This window comes from Blautia sp. AM23-13AC (genome assembly GCF_003435675.1).
Taxonomy (GTDB): domain Bacteria; phylum Bacillota; class Clostridia; order Lachnospirales; family Lachnospiraceae; genus Fusicatenibacter; species Fusicatenibacter saccharivorans.
In genome coordinates, this window is sequence record NZ_QTUL01000011.1 from 63,387 (window position 1) to 86,066 (window position 22,680).

20 protein-coding genes are annotated in these 22,680 nt (G+C 49.0%); all 20 read right to left on the reverse strand.

The annotated features are described in order from the left end of the window. Positions 1-129: 129 nt before the first annotated feature. Positions 130-1,494, reverse strand: coding sequence for a PFL family protein (locus DW642_RS12070; protein ID WP_117510319.1), 1,365 nt, complete (start codon positions 1,492-1,494; stop codon positions 130-132). A 19-nt stretch (positions 1,495-1,513) separates the two neighbouring features. Continuing rightward, positions 1,514-1,786: an ACT domain-containing protein gene (locus DW642_RS12075; RefSeq protein WP_022462719.1), complete on the reverse strand. Its 273-nt coding sequence runs from the start codon at positions 1,784-1,786 to the stop codon at positions 1,514-1,516. A 99-nt stretch (positions 1,787-1,885) separates the two neighbouring features. Beyond that, positions 1,886-2,683 carry an MBL fold metallo-hydrolase gene (locus tag DW642_RS12080; RefSeq protein WP_055218850.1) on the reverse strand — a complete coding sequence of 266 codons (798 nt, stop codon included), beginning with the start codon at positions 2,681-2,683 and terminating at the stop codon, positions 1,886-1,888. After that, positions 2,670-3,269 carry a dephospho-CoA kinase gene (coaE, locus tag DW642_RS12085; RefSeq protein ID WP_117510320.1) on the reverse strand — a complete coding sequence of 200 codons (600 nt, stop codon included), beginning with the start codon at positions 3,267-3,269 and terminating at the stop codon, positions 2,670-2,672. The genes DW642_RS12080 and coaE overlap by 14 nt, the downstream gene beginning before the upstream one ends. A 34-nt stretch (positions 3,270-3,303) precedes the next feature. Further along, positions 3,304-5,979, reverse strand: a complete 2,676-nt coding sequence (polA, locus tag DW642_RS12090; protein WP_117510321.1) for a DNA polymerase I — start codon at positions 5,977-5,979, stop codon at positions 3,304-3,306. Then, positions 5,976-6,335, reverse strand: a complete 360-nt coding sequence (locus DW642_RS12095) for a zf-HC2 domain-containing protein (RefSeq protein ID WP_022462716.1) — start codon at positions 6,333-6,335, stop codon at positions 5,976-5,978. Before DW642_RS12095 ends, polA begins: the two co-directional genes overlap by 4 nt. 163 nt (positions 6,336-6,498) lie before the next feature. Further along, complete coding sequence (locus DW642_RS12100; protein ID WP_117510322.1) at positions 6,499-7,491, reverse strand: 2-hydroxyacid dehydrogenase; 993 nt, start codon at positions 7,489-7,491, stop codon at positions 6,499-6,501. Between the two features lie 150 nt (positions 7,492-7,641). Beyond that, positions 7,642-9,462, reverse strand: coding sequence for an ATP-dependent helicase (locus DW642_RS12105; RefSeq protein ID WP_117510323.1), 1,821 nt, complete (start codon positions 9,460-9,462; stop codon positions 7,642-7,644). Then, positions 9,459-10,910 carry a glutamate--tRNA ligase gene (gene gltX / locus DW642_RS12110; protein ID WP_117510324.1) on the reverse strand — a complete coding sequence of 484 codons (1,452 nt, stop codon included), beginning with the start codon at positions 10,908-10,910 and terminating at the stop codon, positions 9,459-9,461. Before gltX ends, DW642_RS12105 begins: the two co-directional genes overlap by 4 nt. Positions 10,911-11,052: 142 nt before the next feature. After that, positions 11,053-11,286 carry an acyl carrier protein gene (gene acpP / locus DW642_RS12115; RefSeq protein ID WP_022462712.1) on the reverse strand — a complete coding sequence of 78 codons (234 nt, stop codon included), beginning with the start codon at positions 11,284-11,286 and terminating at the stop codon, positions 11,053-11,055. Between the two features lie 95 nt (positions 11,287-11,381). After that, a complete protein-coding gene (locus DW642_RS12120; protein ID WP_242991189.1) occupies positions 11,382-12,614 on the reverse strand; it encodes an FtsW/RodA/SpoVE family cell cycle protein in 1,233 nt (410 codons plus the stop codon). Positions 12,615-12,644: 30 nt separating this feature from the next. Then, positions 12,645-14,492, reverse strand: coding sequence for a glycerophosphodiester phosphodiesterase (locus DW642_RS12125; protein WP_117510325.1), 1,848 nt, complete (start codon positions 14,490-14,492; stop codon positions 12,645-12,647). Positions 14,493-14,679: 187 nt separating this feature from the next. Further along, positions 14,680-15,792 (reverse strand): N-acetylmuramoyl-L-alanine amidase, encoded by a 1,113-nt coding sequence (locus DW642_RS12130; RefSeq protein ID WP_117510346.1) that lies wholly within the window; start codon positions 15,790-15,792, stop codon positions 14,680-14,682. 60 nt (positions 15,793-15,852) lie between these two features. After that, positions 15,853-16,143 (reverse strand): phage holin family protein, encoded by a 291-nt coding sequence (locus DW642_RS12135; RefSeq protein WP_117510326.1) that lies wholly within the window; start codon positions 16,141-16,143, stop codon positions 15,853-15,855. A gap of 165 nt (positions 16,144-16,308) precedes the next feature. Continuing rightward, a complete protein-coding gene (locus tag DW642_RS12140; protein WP_055218834.1) occupies positions 16,309-16,962 on the reverse strand; it encodes a manganese catalase family protein in 654 nt (217 codons plus the stop codon). A 3-nt stretch (positions 16,963-16,965) separates the two neighbouring features. Then, positions 16,966-17,247: a spore coat protein CotJB gene (locus tag DW642_RS12145; protein ID WP_022462706.1), complete on the reverse strand. Its 282-nt coding sequence runs from the start codon at positions 17,245-17,247 to the stop codon at positions 16,966-16,968. Then, on the reverse strand, positions 17,244-17,513 hold the full coding sequence (locus DW642_RS12150) for a spore coat associated protein CotJA (protein ID WP_238033462.1): 270 nt from the start codon (positions 17,511-17,513) through the stop codon (positions 17,244-17,246). Before DW642_RS12150 ends, DW642_RS12145 begins: the two co-directional genes overlap by 4 nt. A gap of 115 nt (positions 17,514-17,628) precedes the next feature. After that, positions 17,629-19,386 carry an ABC transporter ATP-binding protein gene (locus DW642_RS12155; protein WP_117510327.1) on the reverse strand — a complete coding sequence of 586 codons (1,758 nt, stop codon included), beginning with the start codon at positions 19,384-19,386 and terminating at the stop codon, positions 17,629-17,631. Beyond that, positions 19,379-20,827: a response regulator gene (locus DW642_RS12160; RefSeq protein ID WP_117510328.1), complete on the reverse strand. Its 1,449-nt coding sequence runs from the start codon at positions 20,825-20,827 to the stop codon at positions 19,379-19,381. Before DW642_RS12160 ends, DW642_RS12155 begins: the two co-directional genes overlap by 8 nt. Beyond that, positions 20,799-22,664, reverse strand: coding sequence for a sensor histidine kinase (locus DW642_RS12165; protein ID WP_117510329.1), 1,866 nt, complete (start codon positions 22,662-22,664; stop codon positions 20,799-20,801). The genes DW642_RS12160 and DW642_RS12165 overlap by 29 nt, the downstream gene beginning before the upstream one ends. Positions 22,665-22,680 lie beyond the last annotated feature (16 nt).

The following is a 22,680-nucleotide window of genomic DNA, read 5'->3' on the forward strand; positions in this document are numbered from 1 at the left end:
AAAATTATCAGTATGTAATATATCATACTATACATTCCTTAAAATTACTATTTTTATTTGCGCAGATGGTAAAAAAGCCGGCAGCGATCCTTTCCATCCAGGATCACTGCCGGCTTTTCAGCTGTCTTTTTAGTTTTTAAACGAATGAATCGGTGCCGGGATTCTTCCGGTGCGGTTGACGAATGCCTCGCAGGAGAAGTTGTTGACCGGCATGATCGGTGCATAGCCGAGGAGGCCGCCGAATTCTACGGTCTCGCCCACGCCTTTTCCGATGACCGGGATCAGGCGGACTGCCGTTGTTTTCTGGTTGACCATACCGATGGCAAGCTCATCTGCGATGATTCCGGAGATGGTCGATGCTTTCGTGTCTCCCGGGATGGCAATCATGTCAAGGCCTACAGAGCAGACACAAGTCATAGCTTCCAGCTTCTCGATGGTCAACGCACCGTCGTTGACTGCGTTGATCATACCCTGGTCCTCAGAAACCGGGATGAATGCGCCGGAGAGACCGCCGACATAGGAAGATGCCATAACACCGCCCTTTTTCACCTGATCGTTCAGAAGTGCCAGCGCTGCTGTCGTTCCCGGTGCACCTGCGTGCTCGAGGCCGATCTCCTCAAGGATATCCGCAACGGAATCTCCGATCGCCGGAGTCGGTGCTAGGGAAAGGTCAATGATACCAAACGGAATGTTCAGCCGTTTCGAAGCCTCCTGTGCAACGAGCTGTCCGACACGCGTTACCTTAAACGCCGTCTTCTTGATCGTCTCGCAGAGTACCTCAAAGTTCTCGCCGCGTACTTTTTCCAGAGCATGTTTGACAACACCAGGGCCGGAAACGCCGACATTGATGATGGCATCCGCCTCGGTTACGCCGTGGAAAGCGCCTGCCATGAACGGGTTGTCGTCCGGTGCATTGCAGAAAACAACGAGTTTTGCGCATCCAAGGCAGTTGTTCTCTTTGCTTGCCTCCGCCGTCTTCTTGATGATCTCACCCATCAGTTTGACAGCATCCATGTTGATACCGGTTTTGGTGGAGCCAAGGTTGATGGAGCTGCAGACAAAATCCGTAACAGCCAGTGCCTGCGGGATAGAACGGATCAGAAGCTCATCTGCTGTCGTCATACCTTTGCTTACCAGAGCGGAATAGCCGCCGAGGAAATTGACGCCGACTTCTTTTGCCGCACGGTCCAGAGTCTGTGCAATCGTCACAAAATCCTCCGGCGTTCTGCAGGCTGCTGCGCCGACTAAGGCAATCGGGGTAACGGAAATTCTCTTGTTTACAATCGGAATACCGAACTCGCCCTCGATCTCCTCACCTACGGAAACCAGATTTCTGGCAGCCGTCGTGATTTTGTCGTAGATTTTGCGGTTCAGCTTGTCAAGATTGGAGTCGATACAGTCCATAAGACTGATTCCAAGGGTAATGGTACGAACGTCCAGATTCTCTTTTTCGATCATCTCGTTCGTTTCCTTTACTTCAAACAGATTTATCATGTCGTTTTTCTCCTTCGCTTTAGATACGGTGCATCATATTGAAAATATCTTCATGCTGGCAGCGGATGACAACGCCGATGGAACTTCCAAGCTCCTCCAGATCTTTTGCAAGCTCTGCGTTGGATTTCTCGCTCTTGGAGACATCTGTTACCATCATCATATTGAAATATCCCTGCACAATCGTCTGAGAAATGTCTTCGATGTTTACCTGGTTCTCTGCCAGATAATTACATACCTTTGCGATAATGCCCACGGTGTCCTTGCCTACGACAGTGATAATTGTCTTCTTCATGTTTCCATTCTCCTTTTTCTGGTTTTATGTCAAAGCCCCGGAAAAACCGGTAATGGCGGCCTTGCGAAAAACATGGTATGTAGCTCTAAAAATGTATATTTAAACCTCAATTAACGGTGATACTTCGCTTCTTTTAGCGACAGCGAGATGAAAATCACCCGAGTGATACGGATTATCACCCGTTGTGACCTCGCAGGCCACGGTTTCAAAGGCCAGTGCCTCATAATTATTTTCCTTGCTCAGATGGCCGAGCAGCACTTCCTGCAGATTGTCGTGCAGAATCTCGCAGAGGAGATGGCCTGCCGCCAGGTTCGATAAATGGCCTTTCGCCCCGGCGATCCGCTGTTTTAACGGATACGGGTACGGTCCGACCGCAAGCATGTTCTCGTCGTGATTTGCCTCTAACAAAACGGCATCCAGCCCGGTCAGATTCTGAACCGTGTAATCGCTGTAAACGCCAAGATCCGTCGCAATCGCAATCGATTTCCCGCCGGATTCCATGCGGTAGCCGACCGGCTCTGCCGCATCGTGGGAGATCGTAAACGGATGTACGGCGATGTCTCCCAGTGTAAACGTGTCATCCGCGTGAATCGTGTGGAAAATCCCCTCCGGAAACTTTCCAAGGCTCTTCGTCTGCTGCATCGCCTGAATTGTTCCATCCGTTGCGTAAATCGGAATACCATACCGGCGCGCCAGCACGCCAAGACCCTGGATATGATCGGAATGCTCATGTGTCACGAGAATGCCGTCCAGCTCCTTCGCGCTGCGATCGAGAACAGCCAGCCCCGCCTCCACGCGCTTTCCGCTGATGCCCGCATCGATCAGAAGGCTTGTGGTCTCGCTTCCCGCGAAAATGCAGTTTCCGCTCGAACCACTTGCAATACTACAAAGTTTCATATTTTTTCATCCTATGGTCTAACTGTTTTTTTGTTTCCTCAAAATCGCCGCTGTTGTCGATCTCAAAATCGCAGTGGCTGCTGAATTCATCCTCGGAGAGCTGATTTGCCATGATTTCGCGTACTTTCTTCTCGGAATAGCCGCGTCCTTCGATCAATCGCTCCTTCCGGACTTCTTCATCTGCATAAATATACCACAGTTCATCACAAATTTCATCATATTTTTCTTCGATTAAGAGTGCGGCCTCCACAAAGACGTATTCCGTCCCTGCTTTTTCCGCGGCTGCAATGGCTTTTTTGATATACCGTTTTACCGCCGGATGAACGATCGCATTCAGGGCTTTTAACTTTTCTTCGTCCTGAAAAACGATCTCAGCAATCCGTTTCCGGTCAAGTTCGCCGGTCTCTGTGGTGATCTGTCTGCCGAACAGCTTCACAATCTCTCCATAGCATTCGCCGCCCGGCAGCATCACAAGGTAACCTGCCTCGTCCGCCTGGATCACCGTTGCATCATAATTCTGTCCAAGGTACGTGAGCACTTCGCTTTTTCCGGCGCCCACGCCGCCTGTAATTCCAAAAACTTTCATTCTTTTGTATCCTTTCACTCCTGGTATGAGTGCGCTATTTCGCCTCGTACCAGTTGTTTCCTGTGTGCATATCGATCTCGAGTTTGACAGCCAGATGTGCTGCCCCGGTCATCTCCTCTTCCAGGATCTGTTCTGCCTTTTCGAGCTCGTCTTCCGGCACTTCCAGCAGCAGCTCATCGTGTACCTGAAGAAGAAGTCTGGTCTTTAACTGCTCCTCTTTCAGCCGTTTCGCCACGCGGATCATCGCTATTTTAATAATATCCGCCGCCGTTCCCTGGATCGGCGCATTCATCGCAACACGCTCGCCGAATGACCGCTGCATAAAGTTGCTCGATTTCAGCTCCGGCATCGGCCGTCTGCGTCCGAACATCGTCACGGAATAGCCTTTCTCTTTGGCATCCTCTACGCAACGGTTCAAAAACTCATGGATACCCGGATACGTCTCAAAATACTGCTGGATATAGGCCTCTGCCTCTTTCCGGCTGATGCCGAGATCCTGGCCCAGACCGAACGAACTGATACCGTATACGATACCGAAGTTGACCGCCTTCGCATTTCTTCTCTGCAGCGGTGTTACCTCTTCAAGCGGCACATGGAACACTTTCGATGCCGTCATGCGGTGGATATCCTCCGCCTCGCGGTACGCCTCAATCAGGTTTTCATCGCCCGACATATGGGCCAGCACGCGGAGCTCAATCTGGGAATAGTCGGCATCCAGAAAGACACAGCCAGGCTTTGGCACGAAGGCTTTCCGGATCAGACGGCCAAGCTCCATCCGCACCGGAATGTTCTGCAGATTCGGATCGGTACTGCTGATGCGGCCGGTCGCGGTGATGGTCTGGTTAAATGTCGAATGGATTCTTCCATCTTTCCCGATCACGGCCTGCAGACCGTCGGCGTACGTCGATTTCAGTTTGGCAAGCTGGCGGTACTCCAGAATATCGGCAACGAGTTTGTGATCCGGTGCGAGCTTTTCGAGCACATCGGCGGCGGTGGAATAACCCGTCTTGGTCTTTTTGCCGCCCGGAAGCTGCAGCTTTTCAAACAGAATCACGCCGAGCTGCTTCGGGGAATTGATGTTGAACTCCTCGCCGGCCTCTTTGTAGATCTGTGCCTCCAGCTCTCCGATCCGCTCCGCCAGCTCAGCTCCGTAAACGGAAAGTGCTTCTTTTTCTGCGGCGATTCCATCCGTTTCCATCTGACGGAGCGTAAACACCAGCGGAATCTCCACATTCCGGTACAGATCCCACATGCCCTGCTCCTTCAGAAGCTTTTCCATGTTTTCCTGTGCGGCAAATACAGCATACGCCTGATGACCTGCATACGACTCCTGCTGTTCCGGCGTCATCTTTCCTGCGGCCGGAATCTTGCTTCCGCCGAAGATCTCTTCCACTGCCGGCACATAGCGGTGTACGTACTCTTTTACGATATCATCGTACGAATACTGTGATTTCAATGGATTTAATAAATACGCGGCAATTCCGGCATCAAACAGATGGGCTTCATCGGCGTCCGGCATATCCTTCAGAAATTCTTTTCCGTCCATGACGCAGAAAACCGGAATCTGCTTCTGCAGCTCAGTCAATTTTTCTTTTAAATAATCTCCGGTCAGGAAACCTTCTGCTGGGAAGTAAACAACATCCGGCTCTCCGCTTCCATACGCAACTGCCATACCGACAAGTGAACGGCTCCGATCTGCCATCGGTCCGTCCTTCGGGGTTTCTTCTGTCAGAAGAGCGGCTCCTGCCTTCTCCTCCTTCGCGATGGTTCCAAAGAGTTCTTCCGTCTCGGAAAAATCCGTTACGGTGCGCAGAAAGACGGCATCCTCTGGTTCTGCACTCGTCTCCTCGAAGCGGCCCAGCAGGTTTTTAAACTCCAGACGTTTGAACATCTCATACGCTTTTGGTGTATAAAAATTCGAGAGTGCCGCTTTTTCACGGTCGAGCTCCACCGGCGCATCGGTATCAATCGTTGCAAGCTTTTTGCTTAATTCCGCCAGATCATAATGATCACGCATCGCCTCTTTTGCCTTGTTCGGTTTGATCTCCTCGAAATGTGCATGCGCATTTTCCAGTGTCCCGTACTGCAGCAGGATTTTCGTCGCGGTTTTCTCGCCGACACCCGGCAGACCCGGGATATTGTCTGCGGTATCGCCCATCAGCGCTTTCAGATCGATGATCTGTTTCGGGAGAAGACTGTATTTTTCCAGCACTTCTGCCGTGTGGTAATTTTCGATCGTCGTCACACGCTTCACGGTCTTTGGAATCCGGATCAGAATGTGGTCCGTTGCAAGCTGCAGCAGATCGCGGTCTCCGGATACGATCGTAACTTCCATCCCTTCCGCCTCGCATTTGCGGCCGAGCGTTCCTAAGATATCATCCGCCTCATAGCCCTCTCTTGTGACAATCTCAATGTCCATTGCTGCGAGCACTTCCTGGATCACCGGGACCTGTTCGCGCAATTCCTGCGGCATCGGCTTTCTCGTTCCCTTGTACTGGTCATACATTTTGTGGCGGAATGTCGGTGCATGGAGGTCAAACGCCACGGCAAGATACTGCGGCTGCTCCTCATCGAGAATTTTAAACAGAATATTCAGGAATCCATATACGGCGTTCGTGTGCAGTCCTTCTGCATTGGACAGATCCGGTACGCCGTAAAAAGCCCGGTTCAGAATACTGTGTCCGTCCAGTAATACGATTTTATCACTCATAATAATCCTTTCAGCCAGGGTAATTCTATCACTTCAAAATAGTGCAGAGCCAGGAGCACCAGAAACAGAACGAGAATCAGCATCAGCACCCGGAAAAACGTATCTTTGTACCGGCGGTGTCTCGCTTCTTCCTCTTTTTTCTCCAGATCGCGTTCCAGAAGTCCTGTCAGATTGTAGGAATCGGGCGCGTCATCCTCGAAATATGCCATCGCACGGTTCACAATAAAATATGTCTCCAGTTCCTCGTGGCATGTATGGCATTTCCGGATATGGGAAATAAACGGTTCCATCTCTTTCTCCGGCATATTTCCCTGCACGTATGGCTGTATTAATTTTTCTGCTTCTTTACAGTCCATAAAATCCTGCTCTCCTTTTGTATCCGGCCAGTGTTTTCCTCTGGCCGTTTTTTCTGCTATCTACCATCATACACTATTTTCTCATAATTTAAAAGAGACAACCCGCCGAAAATGGGTTGTCTCTTGTTCTCTTATAAGATAACTGTTTTCTAGTGGATTTCCATTATGCACGGACAATGTTCGGGGTCTCTTTTCCTGCCTCGAAATCCAGTGCATTCTGCAGTGTGGTCTCTGCAATCGCACGCAGTGCTTCCTCGGTGAAGAATCCCTGATGTGAAGTGATCATAACGTTCGGGAAGGACAGGAGACGTGCTGTGGTGGAGTGCTCCAGAATCTCATCGGAACGGTCCTCGAATACGTTCGGGGTTTCCTCCTCGTATACGTCAAGGCCGACGCCGAAGAATTTTCTTGCACGGATTCCCTCGATCAGGTCGTCTGTCTTTACCAGACCTCCGCGGGACGTATTGACCAGGATCACGCCGTCTTTCATCTTTTTGATGCTCTCGCGGTTGATCATGTGGTATGTGCTGTCCATCAGCGGGCAGTGCAGGGAGACCAGATCACTCTGTGCCAGCAGTTCATCAAGAGTTACGTACGTAACAAAATCTTTTAAGGATTCATTCTGGTATACATCGTAAGCAATGACTTTCATGCCGAAACCGCGGCAGATTCTTGCCATAGCCGCACCGATTTTTCCGGTTCCGACGATTCCGGCGGTCTTCTGATAGAAGTTAAATCCCATCAGTCCGCCCAGGCTGAAGTCGTTTTCTCTTACTTTCGTATATGCTTTGTGCATGTGGCGGTTGACCGTCATGGCCAGTGTCATCGCATGCTCAGCTACAGCCTCCGGGGAATAACCCGGTACACGGCGTACATCAATGCCGTATTTTGCAGCTGTCTTTAAATCTACGTTGTTGAAGCCTGCGCAGCGCATCAGGATCAGCTTGACGCCTGCCTCATGCAGTGCTTCTACGGTTTTTGTTCCGACATCGGAGTTTACGAAGGCGCACACGGCATCGTAGCCCTTTGCCAGGGAAGCGGTTCTTGCAGCAAGGCCGGTTTTTAAATATTCCACTTCAATTTCTGGAAACTGCTCTTTGGTTCGGTCGAAAGATTCTCTGTCGTAGCTCTGGGTATCGTAAAATAAAATTTTCATAATGTTTTTCCTCCTCGCTTTGCGGTCATCTTATTGTTCCCGCTTACAGGTATTACTATACTTCATTGTTAAAACTTTGTCAATGTATTATTTGTTAAAATTTTATCAATTAGTAAATTTATTTTCAACATCTTTCACAACAGTACAAATTTACTGGATCACCTCGTCCAGGAACCGGGACGGCTCGACTTTCTTTTCAAACCGTTCCTCCACATAACAGAGCGTCAGCTCTTTCCGGGCGCGCGTCATTCCGACGTAGAACATCCGCCGCTCCTCCTCGATCGCCTCCGCAAGGACTGCTTTCTGATACGGCATTACGCCCTCGTTGACGTCAAGAAGATAGACCTTGTCGTACTCGAGTCCCTTGACGCTGTGCAGGGTGGAAACCATAACTCCTTCCGCACTCTCTGCGCGCTGCTTCTGTTTTTCCTTCATCTTCTGCTGGTATTCCTCAATATGTGCAAACCAGCCCTCGATGCTTTTCTGGCTCTTTGCCGCCTCCTGCAGCTCGTCCAAAACGGAAATCAGATCATCCTCTTTCAGATGGCGGTATGCAACATATTCCTTCACATACTGTTCATAGCCGATCGCATAGCGGATGTAATTGACCGCGCCGAACGGCGATAAATGCGTCAGTGTCGTGATATCCTGCTCCAGTTTGCGGATCCGCTGGCACATCCAGTCTTTTTCTTCGTAATATTCCAGAAGTGCATCGAACGAAACAGTCGCCTCCTCAAAGGCATCCCGCGACAGATAACGGTTCGGGCGGTTGGCAATCTTTAAAAACTCGCCGCGCTTCCGGCTTCCCATCGCAAGATTCAGATACGTCAGCAGATCTTTCGCAATCCAGTGGTCATAGAGATCCGGCAGGGTATCCCGCATCTGGAACGGGATCTGTGCTTCCATCAGTTCCTCTACTGCTGTCCGGCAGCCAAGATTCGTGCGGAACAAAAGCGCCATCTCTTCATACGGACAGCCGTTTTTCTCCGCCTCCCGCAGCTCCTCGGCAACGGCACGCATCTCCTCGCGCGGGTTCTTATATCCCCGGATTGCAACCGGAGCGCCTTTCTCGTTGTCGGTGGAAATCGCCTTTTCATACCGCTTTTTGTTGTGGTGGATCAGGCATTGGGACCGCTTCACGATAAATTCCGTACTACGGTAATTTTTATCGAGCACTACCTGCGCCGCGCCCGGGTAATCTTTCGGAAAATTCAGCATGATCTCCGGCTTGGCCCCGCGGAACTGATAAATCGACTGATCGTCATCCCCGACAATAAAGAGGTTATTTTCCGGCAGCGCCAGCATCCGCACAATCTCATACTGCACGGGGCTGATGTCCTGAAACTCGTCAATCAGGATATACTGAAATTTCTGCTGCCAGGCGCGAAGGACCTCCGGCCGCTCCAGAAAGAGACGTTTGCACTGCACCATCAGATCGTCGAAATCGAGTTTTTTGTTCTCCTTCCGCCATTTCTCATACGCCTCATAGATTTCGCGGAACTTTTCCTGCGGCATACAGGCGGAATAGTAATGTTCCAGCGGGATCTGATTGTTCTTCACAGTGCTGATTTCGCGCGCCAGATTTTCCTCGAGATCCTCTTCCTCCAGGTCTCTGGCATAGTGGTTGACCAGCTCGCGCATCAGCCGCTTTTTCTCTTCCTCGCTTAAAATATTGTTGCCGGACATGCGGTACGTATGGCGCAGAATCGCGTAGAATACCCCGTGGAACGTTCCAAAGGTGACCTGGGTACTCGTCTTTCCCATCGCCTTCAAATACCGCTCCTTCATCTCTTTTGCCGCCGCACGCGTAAATGTTACGACAAGAATACGAGAGGCGGAAATGCCGCTCGTTACAAGCTGGCAGGTCCGCCCCGTAATCACTGCGGTTTTCCCCGACCCCGGTCCGGCAAGGACCATCATGGGGCCGGTGGTATGCATCACCGCTTTTTTCTGTGAATTATTATATATCATTTGGATAATTTCTCAATCGCTTTGTCGATGCGGGCAAGAGACTCCTCTTTTCCCAGAACCTCAAGGATTTCCGTTGCGCCGGCCGGTGTCATCTGTTTTCCGGAAAGAGCGGTACGGATCGGCCACATAATATAACCGGTCTTGTATCCTTTTTCTTTTCCGAATGCGCTGAGCATCTCAAAGAGAGCATCATTACTGAAATCTTCCTGCGCTGCCAGCAGCGGTTTTACTTCCTGAAGAAGTGCAAGGGAGGTCTCCTCGTTTGTCTTCATCTTTTTGTGAGTGTACATCGAAGCGTCGTACTCCGGAACTTCCTCGAAGAAGTCGATGAGGTCTGCAATATCCGGGAATACTTCGATTCTTGTTTTTACCATGGCTGCAATTTTCTTAAAATCGAGCGGACGGTGGATTGTCTTCTGGATATACGGAAGCGCCATCTCATAGAACTTCTCGTCGTCCATTGCCTTCATGTACTCGCCGTTCATCCAGCGGAGTTTTGTCATATCGAAAACGGCCGGAGATTTGCTGATGTGGTGGTAATCGAAGATTTTTACCAGCTCCTCGAGAGAATAGATCTCGCGGTTTCCTTCCGGGCTCCATCCAAGAAGGGCTACGAAGTTGACAATGGCATCTTTTAAGAAGCCCTGATCGATCAGGTCTTCATAAGAAGAATGGCCGCAGCGTTTGGACAGCTTCTGATGCTCATCGTTGGTGATCAGCGGACAGTGTACGTAAACCGGAACTTCCCAGCCGAATGCCTCGTAAATACGGTTGTATTTCGGGGATGAGGACAGATACTCATTACCGCGGACAACGTGGGTTACACCCATCAGATGGTCGTCGATGACGTTTGCGAAGTTGTAGGTCGGATATCCGTCGGATTTGATCAGGATCAGGTCTTCCAGCTCCTCGTTGTTTACGGTGATGTCTCCGTAGATCTCATCGTGGAAGGTTGTGGTTCCTTCGGTCGGCATATTGAAACGGATGACGTACGGTTTGCCGGCTGCCAGATTGGCCTCTACTTCCTCTTTGGAAAGACCAAGGCAGTGTTTGTCGTAGATCGAGATTTCTTTTCCGCCTACGTTACGCTTGCACTGGCTCAGGCGCTCTGCGTCACAGAAGCAGTAATAAGCGTCACCCTGCTCTACCAGCTGTTTTGCGTATTTCAGGTACAGACCTGCTGCATTACGCTCGCTCTGTACGTACGGGCCGCAGCCGCCGTCTTTGTCCGGTCCCTCGTCGTGTACCAGGCCGGTCTCTTTTAAGGTACGGTAGATGATATCAAGTGCGCCTTCCTGGAAACGCTCCTGGTCGGTATCCTCGATACGGAGCATAAAGGTTCCGTCATCGTGTTTTGCGATCAGATACGCATACAGGGCAGTACGCAGGTTTCCTACATGCATCCGGCCTGTCGGGCTCGGTGCAAATCTTGTTTTTACATTGCTCATTTTTCTTTTCTCCTGATTTCTGGTTTTTCTGGAACAATCCTTTTGTCTGTTCCCTTCCACCATTTATTTAGAATGGAAAACAGCCCGGCGTTTCTTCCGAGCTGCACCATCCTTCCACTTTTGCCAGCGGCAATGCTCTTTTTCAGACCTCTACGCCGTGCTGTTTCAAATATTCCATAAAGTCGCCGACGGTAGAAAGGTCTGTCAGTTCGTCGGTGTCGATTTCAATTCCGTACTCGTCTTCTAATGCCATAACCATCTCGTAGAGATCCAGGGAATCTGCACCCAGGTCATCTTTAAAAGAGGTATCTTCGTTGATGCTGTCTGCATCACAGTTGAGCTGTTCTACTAAAATTTCTTTTATCTTTTCTAACATTATTCTGCTCCTTCCTGCCTCTACCCGGCAGCCAGTATTTCTTTCGAAAAAAGTGTATCTGTTATTCCGGCATTTGTCAATAGATTTTTCTACTTTTACTGTTCTTCCGCCTGTGCCTCTCCTTCTCCGCTCTTTCCATCCTGGAACACAATAAAGCGGGAGACGCACAGGGCAATGCCGATTTCCGTCAGGATAAAGAGCACCGATGTTCCTCCGTAACTGATAAATGGAAGGGTAATTCCCGTTGCCGGCATCAGTTTCAGAACAACGCACAGGTTCAGAATAACCTGAATGGAAATATGTGCAAAAACGCCGCTCACCATCAGCATTCCATACGCGTCCGGCGCATTCTGTGCAACCACAAACAGACGGTACAGCAGGTAGCCAAACAGCAGCAATACAAGAATCGCGCCAAATATTCCAAGCTCCTCGCAGATGATCGAGAAGATCATATCGTTCTGTGCTTCCGGAATTGTTGTAATCTTCTGCGTACTGTTGCCAAGTCCTTTTCCGAGAAATCCACCGGATCCAATCGCATAAAGTCCCTGCAGAATCTGATAGCTGCCTCCAGAAAGCCATTCATAGATACGATTCGACCGGAAGTCACCGCCTATTCTTTCAAAGATTTGCAGATTATTTTTTAAAATGATAATCGCAAAAACGCCAATTACCGCCGCGCCCGGAATCACACGCGCATAAAATTTTACCTCCGGGTCCGCCAGAAACAAAATGACGCAGGCGATGAGTCCCAGAATAATGGCGGTACTCAGGTTGTCCGTCAGAATCCACGCAGCCAGCGCCTGCAGCACGCCAAGTCCGAGGACAATTGCTTTTGCGCGGATGGTACGCATATTTTTTCCCATCTTCAGGATAATGTATGGCAAATACAGAATCAGCCCCAGCTTTCCAATCTCCGCAGGCTGAAGACTGCCACCGCCGATCCGGAGCCATCTTCTCGCCCCGTAGGCTTCATAACCAAGCGGCGTAAACCTTACCGCCGCCATCAGAAGGAGACTTCCCCAGTATACCAGTGCTGCAATCCGCTGGAACCATACACTATGATAATCTACAAACTTCGACAATATCACAATCCCCACCAGAACAATAGCAGAAAGCCCCGCCTGATGCGTGAAATAATACATATCATTTCCCTTGAATGTACTGGCCGCCTCGTAGGCACTCGCGCTGTACAGCATAATCAGTCCGAAGCTGACCAGCAAAATAGTGCAGGCCAGCAGGTTATAATCATAAAAATCCGAAGGAAGTTTTTTCTTCCTCTTTTTCTTCTTTTCTTTCTTCTGGGATGGCATGTTTACTTTCTCTGCCATGAAGTTTCCACCTCCATTGTTTTACTCCATTTATTTCAGTGCATAGCCAAGCAGGCTGACAAAGCCCGGATTTCGGTCGGTCGTTCCGAGGATAACCTTACGCACCAGCTCCGGATCGTCCGTGATAATGTTGTCCACGCCGCAGTTGACCATCCGCTGCATATCTCCCTGATAATTCAGCGTCCAGGCACAGACTTCTTTACCAAGACTGTGCGCATGCTCTACAAAGCTTTCTGTGATGTACGTATATTTTACAGAAAAGAAGTCCGCCGCGTCCATATCCTCCAGGCCTCCGTACGACATTTTCATCGTATACCCGGTCTTGATATCCGGATTGATTTTCTTTGCCTGCCTGAGGAAATTGTAGTTCATGGAAGTCAGCACACACTGATCCACAAAGTCATTGTCCTCGATGATTTTCACCACTTTTTTGACAATATTCTGGTTGTGGCCGTTGTATTTTACTTCGATATTCAGGTTGATTTTTCCTTTCGCGTACGCGATGACTTCTTCCAGCTTCGGAATCTGCTCGCCGCGGAATTTTTTGTTGAATCGTACACCGGCATCGAGCTGGCTGATTTCATCGTAGGTCAGGGTCCAGATGCTGGCATTCAGACCGGTTGTCCGCCTCAGATTTGTGTCGTGCATAAGGACAATCTCACCATCACTCGTCTCCTGTACATCGATCTCCGCGTAATCCGACATGCTGTCCACTGCATATTTGATCGCGCTCATCGTATTTTCCGGTGCTTTTCTGGCTCCGCCCCGGTGCGCTGACACCGAAATATACTGGGAGGAAGCCGTTGCCTCTGCACGTGTTGCGCGCATGGCATATACAAGATAAACCGTTTCTCCCGCCAGCATGGCGATCGTGAGAACCACCGCCGTTACCGGACCGCAGAAGGTGCGTACCAGCTTCGAGCTCGGCTTTTTCGTTGTCCGGCTCTTCTGGTAGCCCTTTCGGGAGGAACGGATAAAAATCAGATACAGATACGTAATGCTTCCGATAAGGCCGAACGCTCCGCCGATCAGGCTCATCGTCGATTTGACCCAGTCACCGTAGACGATGACGGTACTGACAACGGTAGACGGCGTTTTCACCAGCTTTGCATAGGCAACGACAGCCGTTCCGAAAATCAGATACAAAACCCACGTAATCAGAAAAATCATCACCTGGAAAAAGACGTTGATGCCAAGCTCACGCAGCACGCGTTTTTCCAGTGTCTGACGCACCCGCAGATGGGTATTTTTCTCTTTTTCCGTCATCATGCACCGGAACGGGATGGTGTAGGAAAACACAAACGAGAACGCGATAAGCAGAATCGTCAGCACCACCGGGATCCAGTATGCCGGGAAGGCATTGAAAATCTTCGTCAGGGAAACCTGAAGCAGTTTCATACTGCGGATGGCGCTGTAGCTGCTGTGCAGCCAAAGGTACGGGAAGCTCGCTGCCATGTAAAAAAACCAGGTCCACGGGCGGGCACGCACAAACTGTGCAGCTCCTCTTCCGCCGGCAAGCATCATGACAGGAACGGAAATCCGTTTTCGTTTCCAGGAGGCCTCCAGAGCCGCCATGACAGCATAGATTTCAAACAGCATACAGAAAAAGAAAACAAGCAGAATTCCAAAAATCAGCAGAAGGGTCAGCGGATGCAGCATGATCTTGTTGAAGTTTTCCGATGTCATATAACTCGTTCCCAGCTGTTTTAAGGAAAAGTTGATCGCCGCATTGGCGAGTCTTGAAACCAGCCGGCTGGAAAACAGGCGGTAGACCGTCTCAAATATCACGATGCTAAGCAGGTTTTTCTGCAAAAGTTTCCATGCCATATTCAGATAAATTCGTATCATTCCTGCATTTTTTACTGCCTTTTTTCTCATCTGCTGTTGTTCTCTCCTGTCAGCCGCAATTCCCCCCGATGAATCTGTATGCAAAAATTACCTTTATTTTTTCTCTTTTGTATTTTACATTTGACACTTCGAGTCTTTTTTGAAGCTCTTTTCTTTCTGTTCATTTTAAACTATCTTCCAGTATAACACAAAACCGGGTCTTTGAGTATTCTTTTTTCTATTTCTGGTTGCACCACTTCTGCAGTTTTTTTACCATGGCGGATGGGCTGCTTACTGTGCCGTCGATCGGCGTACCGAGTTTTTTCTGCCAGGCGAGGATTGTCTGCGGACCGATATAGCCGTCCATGCCGGCCGATGCCCATTTCTGCATTTCTTTTACAAGGGCCGATCCGCCTTTTGGCGTACTGTCCCACTCGGCGGCTGTGATGCCATCACAGAATTTCCGGTTGACGGCCAGCTGATTGCTGATTTTTCCATCCTGCGGTGTGCCGAAAAGTTCCTGCAGACGGCGCGTCAGATTTTCGCCCCAGATTCCGTCCTCTGCGACTGTCTTTCCGGATGACTTTGCTGTCTCTGCCGATTTTTCTTTTGCGGGACCGGCATAACGGCAATACGCTGTATGGCAGTTGACCCAGCCTGCCCCTGAGAGAAGCCGTCCCCAGCTTGTGTTCTGGATTTCCGTCACCGTGTAGCTTCCCTGATCCCGGATCGTTCCGGCAATCCTGCTGTCCGCATCCGGTGCCTGACGGATGTTGAGGGCCGCTGTCTGCACCTGATAGATCCCGGGCGCATACGTTTTTCCTGTTCCGCTGCCTGCTGTTCCCGTTCCTGTGCTCCCTGCACCGCTTCCGATCATCCGCTTCATGCGGTCCCAGTCACCGCGGTTCATGATCTGGCTCGGACAGTATTTGCTGCAGATGTCATAATGACGATAGACTCTTTCCAGCGGAATCCCCGTCTCCCGCATGATCTCCCGCACCAGTGCCGCAGTATTCTCAAATGCTTTTTCATAATTATACCCGGCCTGCACACACATCTCCACGCCGATGCTGTTCTTGTTGCCGTACTGCTGAAACAGATTTTTTCCGCCGTAATTAATGCCGACATGCCAGCACCCCCGGCTGTGCGGTGCCGCCTGGTAGGCTGTGTCACCGTCATCGACGTAATAGTGTGCGGAAATGTTCTGGAAATTCCCGTCATGCTGTGCTCTCGCATGTGCCCGCGCATCGGCACCTGCTGCGAAGTTGTCGGTGTTGTGGACTACGATACATTTGGGATTGTTTTCCGCATACGTATTCTGATTTCCAAGATACGACCGATCAATTTTCATATTCTCCCCTTTCTGATGGTTCAGACTGCCCGGCATAACACAGATTTTTTGAAGCGCCGTTCACTCCGGCTTATGGATCTGCTTGATAATCTGATTCACATAATTGCTCAGCCCCGCCACCAGAATCCCCTGCGTGACCGCCGTAAAAACCGCCATCGCCCCCTCCTTCGCCGTCTCAATCTCACTCGTCGCCATCACCCAAACCGCACACAGCACCATGCTGATGCCGCCTAAGATCAGCGGAATGTACTTATTCTTCACCGCCTGCGACTGCCGCAAAGCAACACCGAAAAAATACAGCACGAACGCAACGACGATGAGTTCGGGCTTTACATAATTCATTGCTTCCATGGAACATCCTTTCTGACTGTTCTGTTTTTGAAAGTCTTTTTTCTATATTATGATGGGATAATGATTTACGACTGGATAAGAATTTCTTACTGTAAACCCAAAAAATCCCACCTGTTTTTCAGATGGGATTTTCCAGTGGTGTGCTGTTCTTTGATTTTTAATTTACTATCTTGTGCAGCAATTCCCCTGACCTGCCCCTGGCTGCGGTGCCGCACAGAAAGTCTTTGCATCAAACGACGGATTAAACGCATAAAAGTTCTTCGAATTCAATTCGTCCTGTACAGAACGCAGCGCTTCACCAAAACGTTGGAAATGCACAACCTCACGTGCCCGCAGGAAACGAATCGGATCTGCAACTTCAGGATCTTTTACCAAACGAAGGATGTTATCATACGTTGACCGGGCTTTCTGCTCCGCAGCGAGGTCTTCGAACAAATCTGTCAAAGGATCACCTTTCGACTGGAACTCACAAGAATTAAACGGAACTCCGCCAGCCGCCTGTGGCCAGATTCCGGCTGTGTGGTCTACATAGTAATTAGCAAAACCGGAATTCTGAATTTCTTCCAGCGAAAGATTACAGGTAAGCTGATGAACGATCGTGGATACCATTTCGAGATGAGCTAATTCCTCGGTACCAACATCATTCAACACCCCCGCTACAATTCGGTTCGGTGCTGTGAAACGCTGAGAGAGATACCGCATGGATGCGCCCATCTCTCCATCCGGGCCACCATACTGACTCATGATAATTTGGGCGATTTTGGGGTTTGGTGTCGTGATGTTTACAGGATACTCGAGGCGTTTTTCATAATTCCACATCCGTCAGCACCCTCCTTTCCGGTTGACTTCCCACGGCCATGGCTGCATAACCCATTCAAAAGAACGGCTCATGCGGTCGTTGGCGGTATCGATCGTGAGCGGGCCGTACTGTTCTGCGTACTGTTTCAGTGCTTCTTTTCGAAGCTCCACTTTTTCCCGGAAAAAGGCAAGTGCATCTTCATCCTCCGGGTGGGTGTCGAGGTAAAGGTTCATTTCAACAACAGCAAAGCTGACCTGATCAATCCAGGCGAGCAGCTTTTCACGGGATGGCATCTGCGGCATCATAGGCACTCTCCTCCTCCCTTTCCACAGAATGGTTTACAGAGTTCCGGGAATAAGGTTCCATTTTTTAATGCTGCGGAAAGATCATAGATCTGTTCAAACCGCTGCATCGGAACGTACGCCATTGCAGGTATCATATGATCTACATGCTGCATTTTCCGCGGGAAATTCCTTGGTTCCATCTTCAGTTCCATATTGTTTGAAGCGGCGCGGCGGTTCTGCATATTGTTCGCACCGCAGCAGCCGCGATTCATACGGGATGAATCCATACCATGTTCCTCTTTCATTTTCTGTTCTTTATAGAGTATGAAGAAAATAAGAAAGTGTCAAAAAAGGCAGCGGTTTCTCTTCCGCTGCCTTTCTGTCATACTAATGAAATTTTCATCAAAACTGCATCTCATACAAATGCGCATAAATCCCGCCTTTCGCGAGCAGTTCCTTATGTGTGCCTTCCTCCGCAATTCCATTCTCCGTCAGCACCAGAATCCGCTTTGCATTCCGGATTGTGGACAGCCGGTGCGCAATCACGAAGGTTGTCCTGTCTTTCGCCAGAAGTTCCAAAGATTTCTGGACGACTTTTTCGCTTTCGTTATCGAGCGCTGAGGTTGCCTCGTCGAAAATCAGGATCGGCGGGTTTTTGAGGAATACGCGGGCGATGGAAAGCCGTTGTTTCTGGCCACCGGAAAGTTTTACGCCGCGCTGGCCGATATCGGTGTCGTAGCCGTCCGCCAGCTCCATGATAAATTCATGTGCATTGGCCGCTTTCGCTGCGCGGATGACCTCCTCGTCGGTCGCATCCGGTCTGCCATAGCGGATGTTGTCGATGATCGTTCCCGCAAACAGGTACACATCCTGCTGCACAATACCGATCTCATCGCGCAGATCCTTTAACTTCACATCGCGGATGTCCTTTCCATCCAGCAGAATTCGTCCTTCCGTCACATCGTAAAAACGCGGAATCAGCGAGCAAAGCGTCGTCTTTCCGGCGCCGGAGCTGCCGACCAGTGCCACATAGTCGCCGGCCGGGACATGCAGATTCACATTGCTTAACACGTTTTCCTTCGACTCCTCATAGTGAAACGAAACGTTTTCAAAGGTTACTTCTCCCTGCACATTCTTCAGTGGCAGTGCATCCGGCTTGTCCTGGATGTCCGGTGCGATGCTCATAATTTCCAGGAAACGTTCATAACCGGAATAACCATTCTGGAACTGCTCCGTAAAGTTCACCAGCTTTTTCACCGGATCTGTGCAGTTGTTGATGTACAGAAGAAAGGTAACCAGATCCGCTGCCCCAAGCTTCCCACCTGTCATCAGCAATGCGCCGACAATCAGCGAAATAACGGTAATCAGCGTCGAAAAGGCTCCCATTCCCGAATTGTAAATTCCCATATAGCGGTAGCTGACCTTCTTCGAATCGACAAAACGGTCATTTCCCGCATTGAACTTACGCATCTCTTCTGTCTCATTTCCAAACGATTTGACAACACGGATCCCCGAAAGACTGTCCTCAATCTGACTGTTGATATCCGCAATTCTGCGGCGGTTTTCCTTGAATGCACTCTTCATGCGGCTGTTCATCACTAACGCAAACAGCAGCATCACCACAATAACCACAAGCGGCACACATGCCAGCATCGGATTTACCACAAACAGAATAATCATCGCGCCGATCAGTTTGATAAACGAAATGACAATATCCTCCGGCCCATGATGTAAAAGCTCACTGATATCGAACAGATCGCTTGTGATGCGCGACAACAGATGGCCGACCTTCTGGTTATCGAAAAAAGCAAACGAAAGCTTCTGATAATGGCCGAAGATCTCGTTCCGCATATCATGCTCAATCCGCGCCCCCATCACATGGCCGTAATAGGCAATATAAAAGTTACAGTACATTTCAACCAGAACCATAGCAATCATCAGAATACCGAGGCGGATAATCTCACCCGTTGCCTGCTCCAGCGGCTTTTCCACAACCGTACTCGTAATATACCGTACAATCAGTGGAATCACCAGTGTAATGGCTGCTCCAAGCATTGCAAAAAACATGTCGGTAAAAAACAATCCCTTATATGGAATGTAATACCGCGCCAGCTGGCGGATTCTTCTCTTCTCTTTTCCGGTTTCTTTTTCTTTACTCATCCTGTCCTCCCTTTCCGTTGGAAACCATTTTGTAATCTTTTCGGAACTCAGACGGTGATACGCCGCATGCCGTTTTAAATGATTTCATGAAATGCTTATCATTTTCAAATCCAACCTGTTTGGCAATTTCCGTAATTTTATCTTCTGTTTGAATCAGCAGACGCTTTGCCTCCGCAATGCGGATCTCCTTCAGATAGTTCACAAAATTCACACCGGTATGTTCTTTAAACGCTGCTGAAAACAGCGAATAATTCATACAAATATGGTTAGATACCATTGCCATATTCAGATCTTTTGCATAATTTTCCCGAATATATGAAATTGCCTCTTCCATTTTTTCTTTTCCGGCTGTCTGACTTTTCAGGCTTTCCCTGTAAACGTGTATCCATTTTTCAAACGCATCCAGAAACAGATCTGCATCACGGTACTGCAGAGGGCGCGGACATTTTTCCTGTTTTTCCGCCACTCGATGAAAAAGATCCAGCTCTTTACAGATTGCTTCTGTTACTGCCAGAAGCTGATAGGGGGAAACCCTCTGATGTGCTGCCTCAAAATACCAGTTCCGCATTTTTCGCAGCACAGTATCTGCCCGGTCCGTTGGCACCTGCAGAATAAATTTTTCCTGAAACTGTGCCAGTTCCGGCTTTTCCTCAAAACATTTTTTCTGATATTCTTCCACAGGATTTTTCTGTATAAATGCCATTTTCCGGGCCAGCAGTGCTTCCTGGTATGCCTCTGGAATTTCCATCACAGAACGATGTTCTTTTCCCACTCCGAGACAAAATCTCTCATCTTTTTCTTTCATGATCCGCTCTGCCTCCGGTTCCGGCAGAAGATACAGAACTCCTCCTTCTACGCCTTCCAGCAGAATTCCGCTGCATTTCGAAAACCGTTCCCCATTTGCCTTGCTGGTCAGCAGGATCCGGAAGCTGTTGTTTCCGATGTATCGCCGGATCCTGCTTTCCATATCCATCCATTCTTTTTCTTCGGCCATTTCTGCATTCATCATCAGATAACGGAGCTGATTTAAAAAGCACCGTTCTTCCTCTTCTTCCGTTTCCCGGGTCTCCGAAAGCTCTCGTTCCAGATTTTCCAGAAGCTGTTCTATCGTCTCCCGCTTGATCGGTTTTAAAATATAGTCCCGAACTCCATGTTTCATCATTTCAACCGCATAGGAAAATTCATCATAGCCGCTTAAAACAATAACAACAGGTTTCTGTGACAACTCCTCCATTTTGTTGACCAGTGTCAGACCATCCATTTTGGGCATACGGATATCAGTGAACATAACGTCCACCCTCTGTTTTCTCAAAATCTCCAATGCCTCTTCTCCGTTTCGACACTCCAGAATCTCCTCCACCGGCACGCTGCTTCGCCGGATCATCGCCACGATTCCCTGTCGAATTAATTTTTCATCTTCTACAACCAGCAGTGTATTCATTTTCTTTTTCTTCCTCTTTCTCGTCACCCTCTTGATCCATCAGAGAATATTTCCCCCTCGTGATGGGAAGATGAATACTCACCTTCGTATAGCAATGCTCTTTTGTATAGACCGACAGCCCATACTCTGTTCCAAATTGAATGTGGATTCTGTCCTGTACATTCCGAAGCCCGATTCCATGTTTCGGCTGTGTATCTGAATTCAGGCGCATCCTTAGTTTACGTCTCAGAATTGCAAGCTGCTTTTCTGACATGCCTGTTCCGGAATCTGTGATTTCAATCTCAAAGCTCTTTTCATGCTCTATTCCTTTGATTTCAATGACGGCGTCCGCATCCAGCTCCTCAATTCCATGTGTGATTGCATTTTCCACAATCGGCTGAAGAGACATCTTGGGGATATCCTGCCGATACAAATTTTCCGGCATCTGAACGGACAGTGTTATTGTGAAATCATACCGCAGATTCATCAGTTCCACATAGTTCTGAATATAATTCATCTCATCCTGAACGGTTACCAGGAATTTATTCCAGCGCATATTGTAGTGCAGCATTTCACCAAGTGCTGTCACTGCATCGGAAATCGTATATTCTTCATCAATCTCAGCCATCATCTTGATGGATTCCAGAACATTATAAATAAAATGAGCGTTAATCTGGTTCTGCATTGCCCGGATTGCCGTATCTTTCAGCGCTGCCTCCCTTTTGATGCTTTCCTCGTTCTGTTTCTGAATTCTCTCCAGCATTCCGTTGATACCATAGCTCATTTCCCGCATCTCTTCTGCGCTGTAACAAACCTTTATCTTTGTTGTTCCATTGTCAATCTGACGCATCTCACCCAGGACGTCATAAAACTCCTTCAGCAGGCCACGCACAATCAGATTGACCACCACAATCAGAAGCAGTCCGAAGCCGGCAAATTCAAGCAGCATTCTCTGCTGCTGTTTGATCATGTTTCCGGTTGCATCATCCAAATTGGTCAATGTTACAAACATTCCATTGAGTTTATCGACTTTCCGAAGCACAATTGCAACGTTTTTCCGGTCAATCACCGCGCTCTGCTGACTCTCTTTTCTGTCACGGATTCCTGCCCGGAACAGAATCAGCCCCCGATAGGACTGCCATTTGCAGGCTGCCGCTGTCTTCCCGCAGTCATATAAATTCCAATTTTCATCAACAAAACAGGCCCAGCTGCTGTCACCGGATCGATAGATTTCAGGAAATATGTCTGCCATACGCATGGATACCTCGATCACGCCAAGCCTTCCTCCGCTTTGATCCCGCAGCTCCCGTACATAAGTCATCAAATGGGAACCTTCTTTTTTTGTACCGGAGATAATATTTTTTTCCTGTATGTCAAAAAACCACTGTCCTCCGCCCTGATAGCTTCGGTACCAGGCGCAGTTTTTCATCTTTTCCTTCTGGTACAGGATCGGCTGCTGCTCCAGAAAACCATCTGCCATGGCAAAAATATGGATCTGGTACAGATCCGGCATTGCCTCCTGCATTTTATCGATTATGCTGATGCTGTTGTTCCGAAATTGCTGATAATAGCTCTCCGAGATCTCCTCTCCCCTCCTGAGATGAAGAAGATATTTTTCCAGTGGTTCATACTCCTGCAGCGTATCTACAACCATTGAGCAGGCATTCGCTTTTGCATTCACCTCCGCACAGGTAAGATCTATTGCTGTTACTGCTTCATTTACCCCATGATCTATGGCATTCTTTTTGATACTCCTAAACCCAAAGCACATCATGCCAAAAAGCGGAATAAAAATAAAGATCAACGTTGTTACGGTAAATTTTTCGTTCAGTTTCAGTCCGCGAAACCAGTTTCGCATTTTTCATCCCCCAGTT

Bases quoted from the DNA above. Each gene is read 5' to 3' on its own strand.
- DW642_RS12125 (WP_117510325.1), bottom strand. From the start codon at position 14,492: ATGAGAAAAAAGGCAGTAAAAAATGCAGGAATGATACGAATTTATCTG.
- DW642_RS12105 (WP_117510323.1), bottom strand. From the start codon at position 9,462: ATGATATATAATAATTCACAGAAAAAAGCGGTGATGCATACCACCGGC.
- DW642_RS12140 (WP_055218834.1), bottom strand. From the start codon at position 16,962: ATGTGGAATTATGAAAAACGCCTCGAGTATCCTGTAAACATCACGACA.
- DW642_RS12130 (WP_117510346.1), bottom strand. From the start codon at position 15,792: ATGAAAATTGATCGGTCGTATCTTGGAAATCAGAATACGTATGCGGAA.
- gltX (WP_117510324.1), bottom strand. From the start codon at position 10,910: ATGAGCAATGTAAAAACAAGATTTGCACCGAGCCCGACAGGCCGGATG.
- polA (WP_117510321.1), bottom strand. From the start codon at position 5,979: ATGAGTGATAAAATCGTATTACTGGACGGACACAGTATTCTGAACCGG.
- DW642_RS12100 (WP_117510322.1), bottom strand. From the start codon at position 7,491: ATGAAAATTTTATTTTACGATACCCAGAGCTACGACAGAGAATCTTTC.
- DW642_RS12160 (WP_117510328.1), bottom strand. From the start codon at position 20,827: ATGAATACACTGCTGGTTGTAGAAGATGAAAAATTAATTCGACAGGGA.
- DW642_RS12075 (WP_022462719.1), bottom strand. From the start codon at position 1,786: ATGAAGAAGACAATTATCACTGTCGTAGGCAAGGACACCGTGGGCATT.
- DW642_RS12165 (WP_117510329.1), bottom strand. From the start codon at position 22,664: ATGCGAAACTGGTTTCGCGGACTGAAACTGAACGAAAAATTTACCGTA.
- DW642_RS12080 (WP_055218850.1), bottom strand. From the start codon at position 2,683: ATGAAACTTTGTAGTATTGCAAGTGGTTCGAGCGGAAACTGCATTTTC.
- DW642_RS12120 (WP_242991189.1), bottom strand. From the start codon at position 12,614: ATGGCAGAGAAAGTAAACATGCCATCCCAGAAGAAAGAAAAGAAGAAA.
- DW642_RS12095 (WP_022462716.1), bottom strand. From the start codon at position 6,335: ATGGACTGTAAAGAAGCAGAAAAATTAATACAGCCATACGTGCAGGGA.
- coaE (WP_117510320.1), bottom strand. From the start codon at position 3,269: ATGAAAGTTTTTGGAATTACAGGCGGCGTGGGCGCCGGAAAAAGCGAA.
- DW642_RS12150 (WP_238033462.1), bottom strand. From the start codon at position 17,513: ATGGATTCATCCCGTATGAATCGCGGCTGCTGCGGTGCGAACAATATG.
- DW642_RS12145 (WP_022462706.1), bottom strand. From the start codon at position 17,247: ATGATGCCGCAGATGCCATCCCGTGAAAAGCTGCTCGCCTGGATTGAT.
- DW642_RS12135 (WP_117510326.1), bottom strand. From the start codon at position 16,143: ATGGAAGCAATGAATTATGTAAAGCCCGAACTCATCGTCGTTGCGTTC.
- DW642_RS12070 (WP_117510319.1), bottom strand. From the start codon at position 1,494: ATGATAAATCTGTTTGAAGTAAAGGAAACGAACGAGATGATCGAAAAA.
- DW642_RS12155 (WP_117510327.1), bottom strand. From the start codon at position 19,386: ATGAGTAAAGAAAAAGAAACCGGAAAAGAGAAGAGAAGAATCCGCCAG.
- acpP (WP_022462712.1), bottom strand. From the start codon at position 11,286: ATGTTAGAAAAGATAAAAGAAATTTTAGTAGAACAGCTCAACTGTGAT.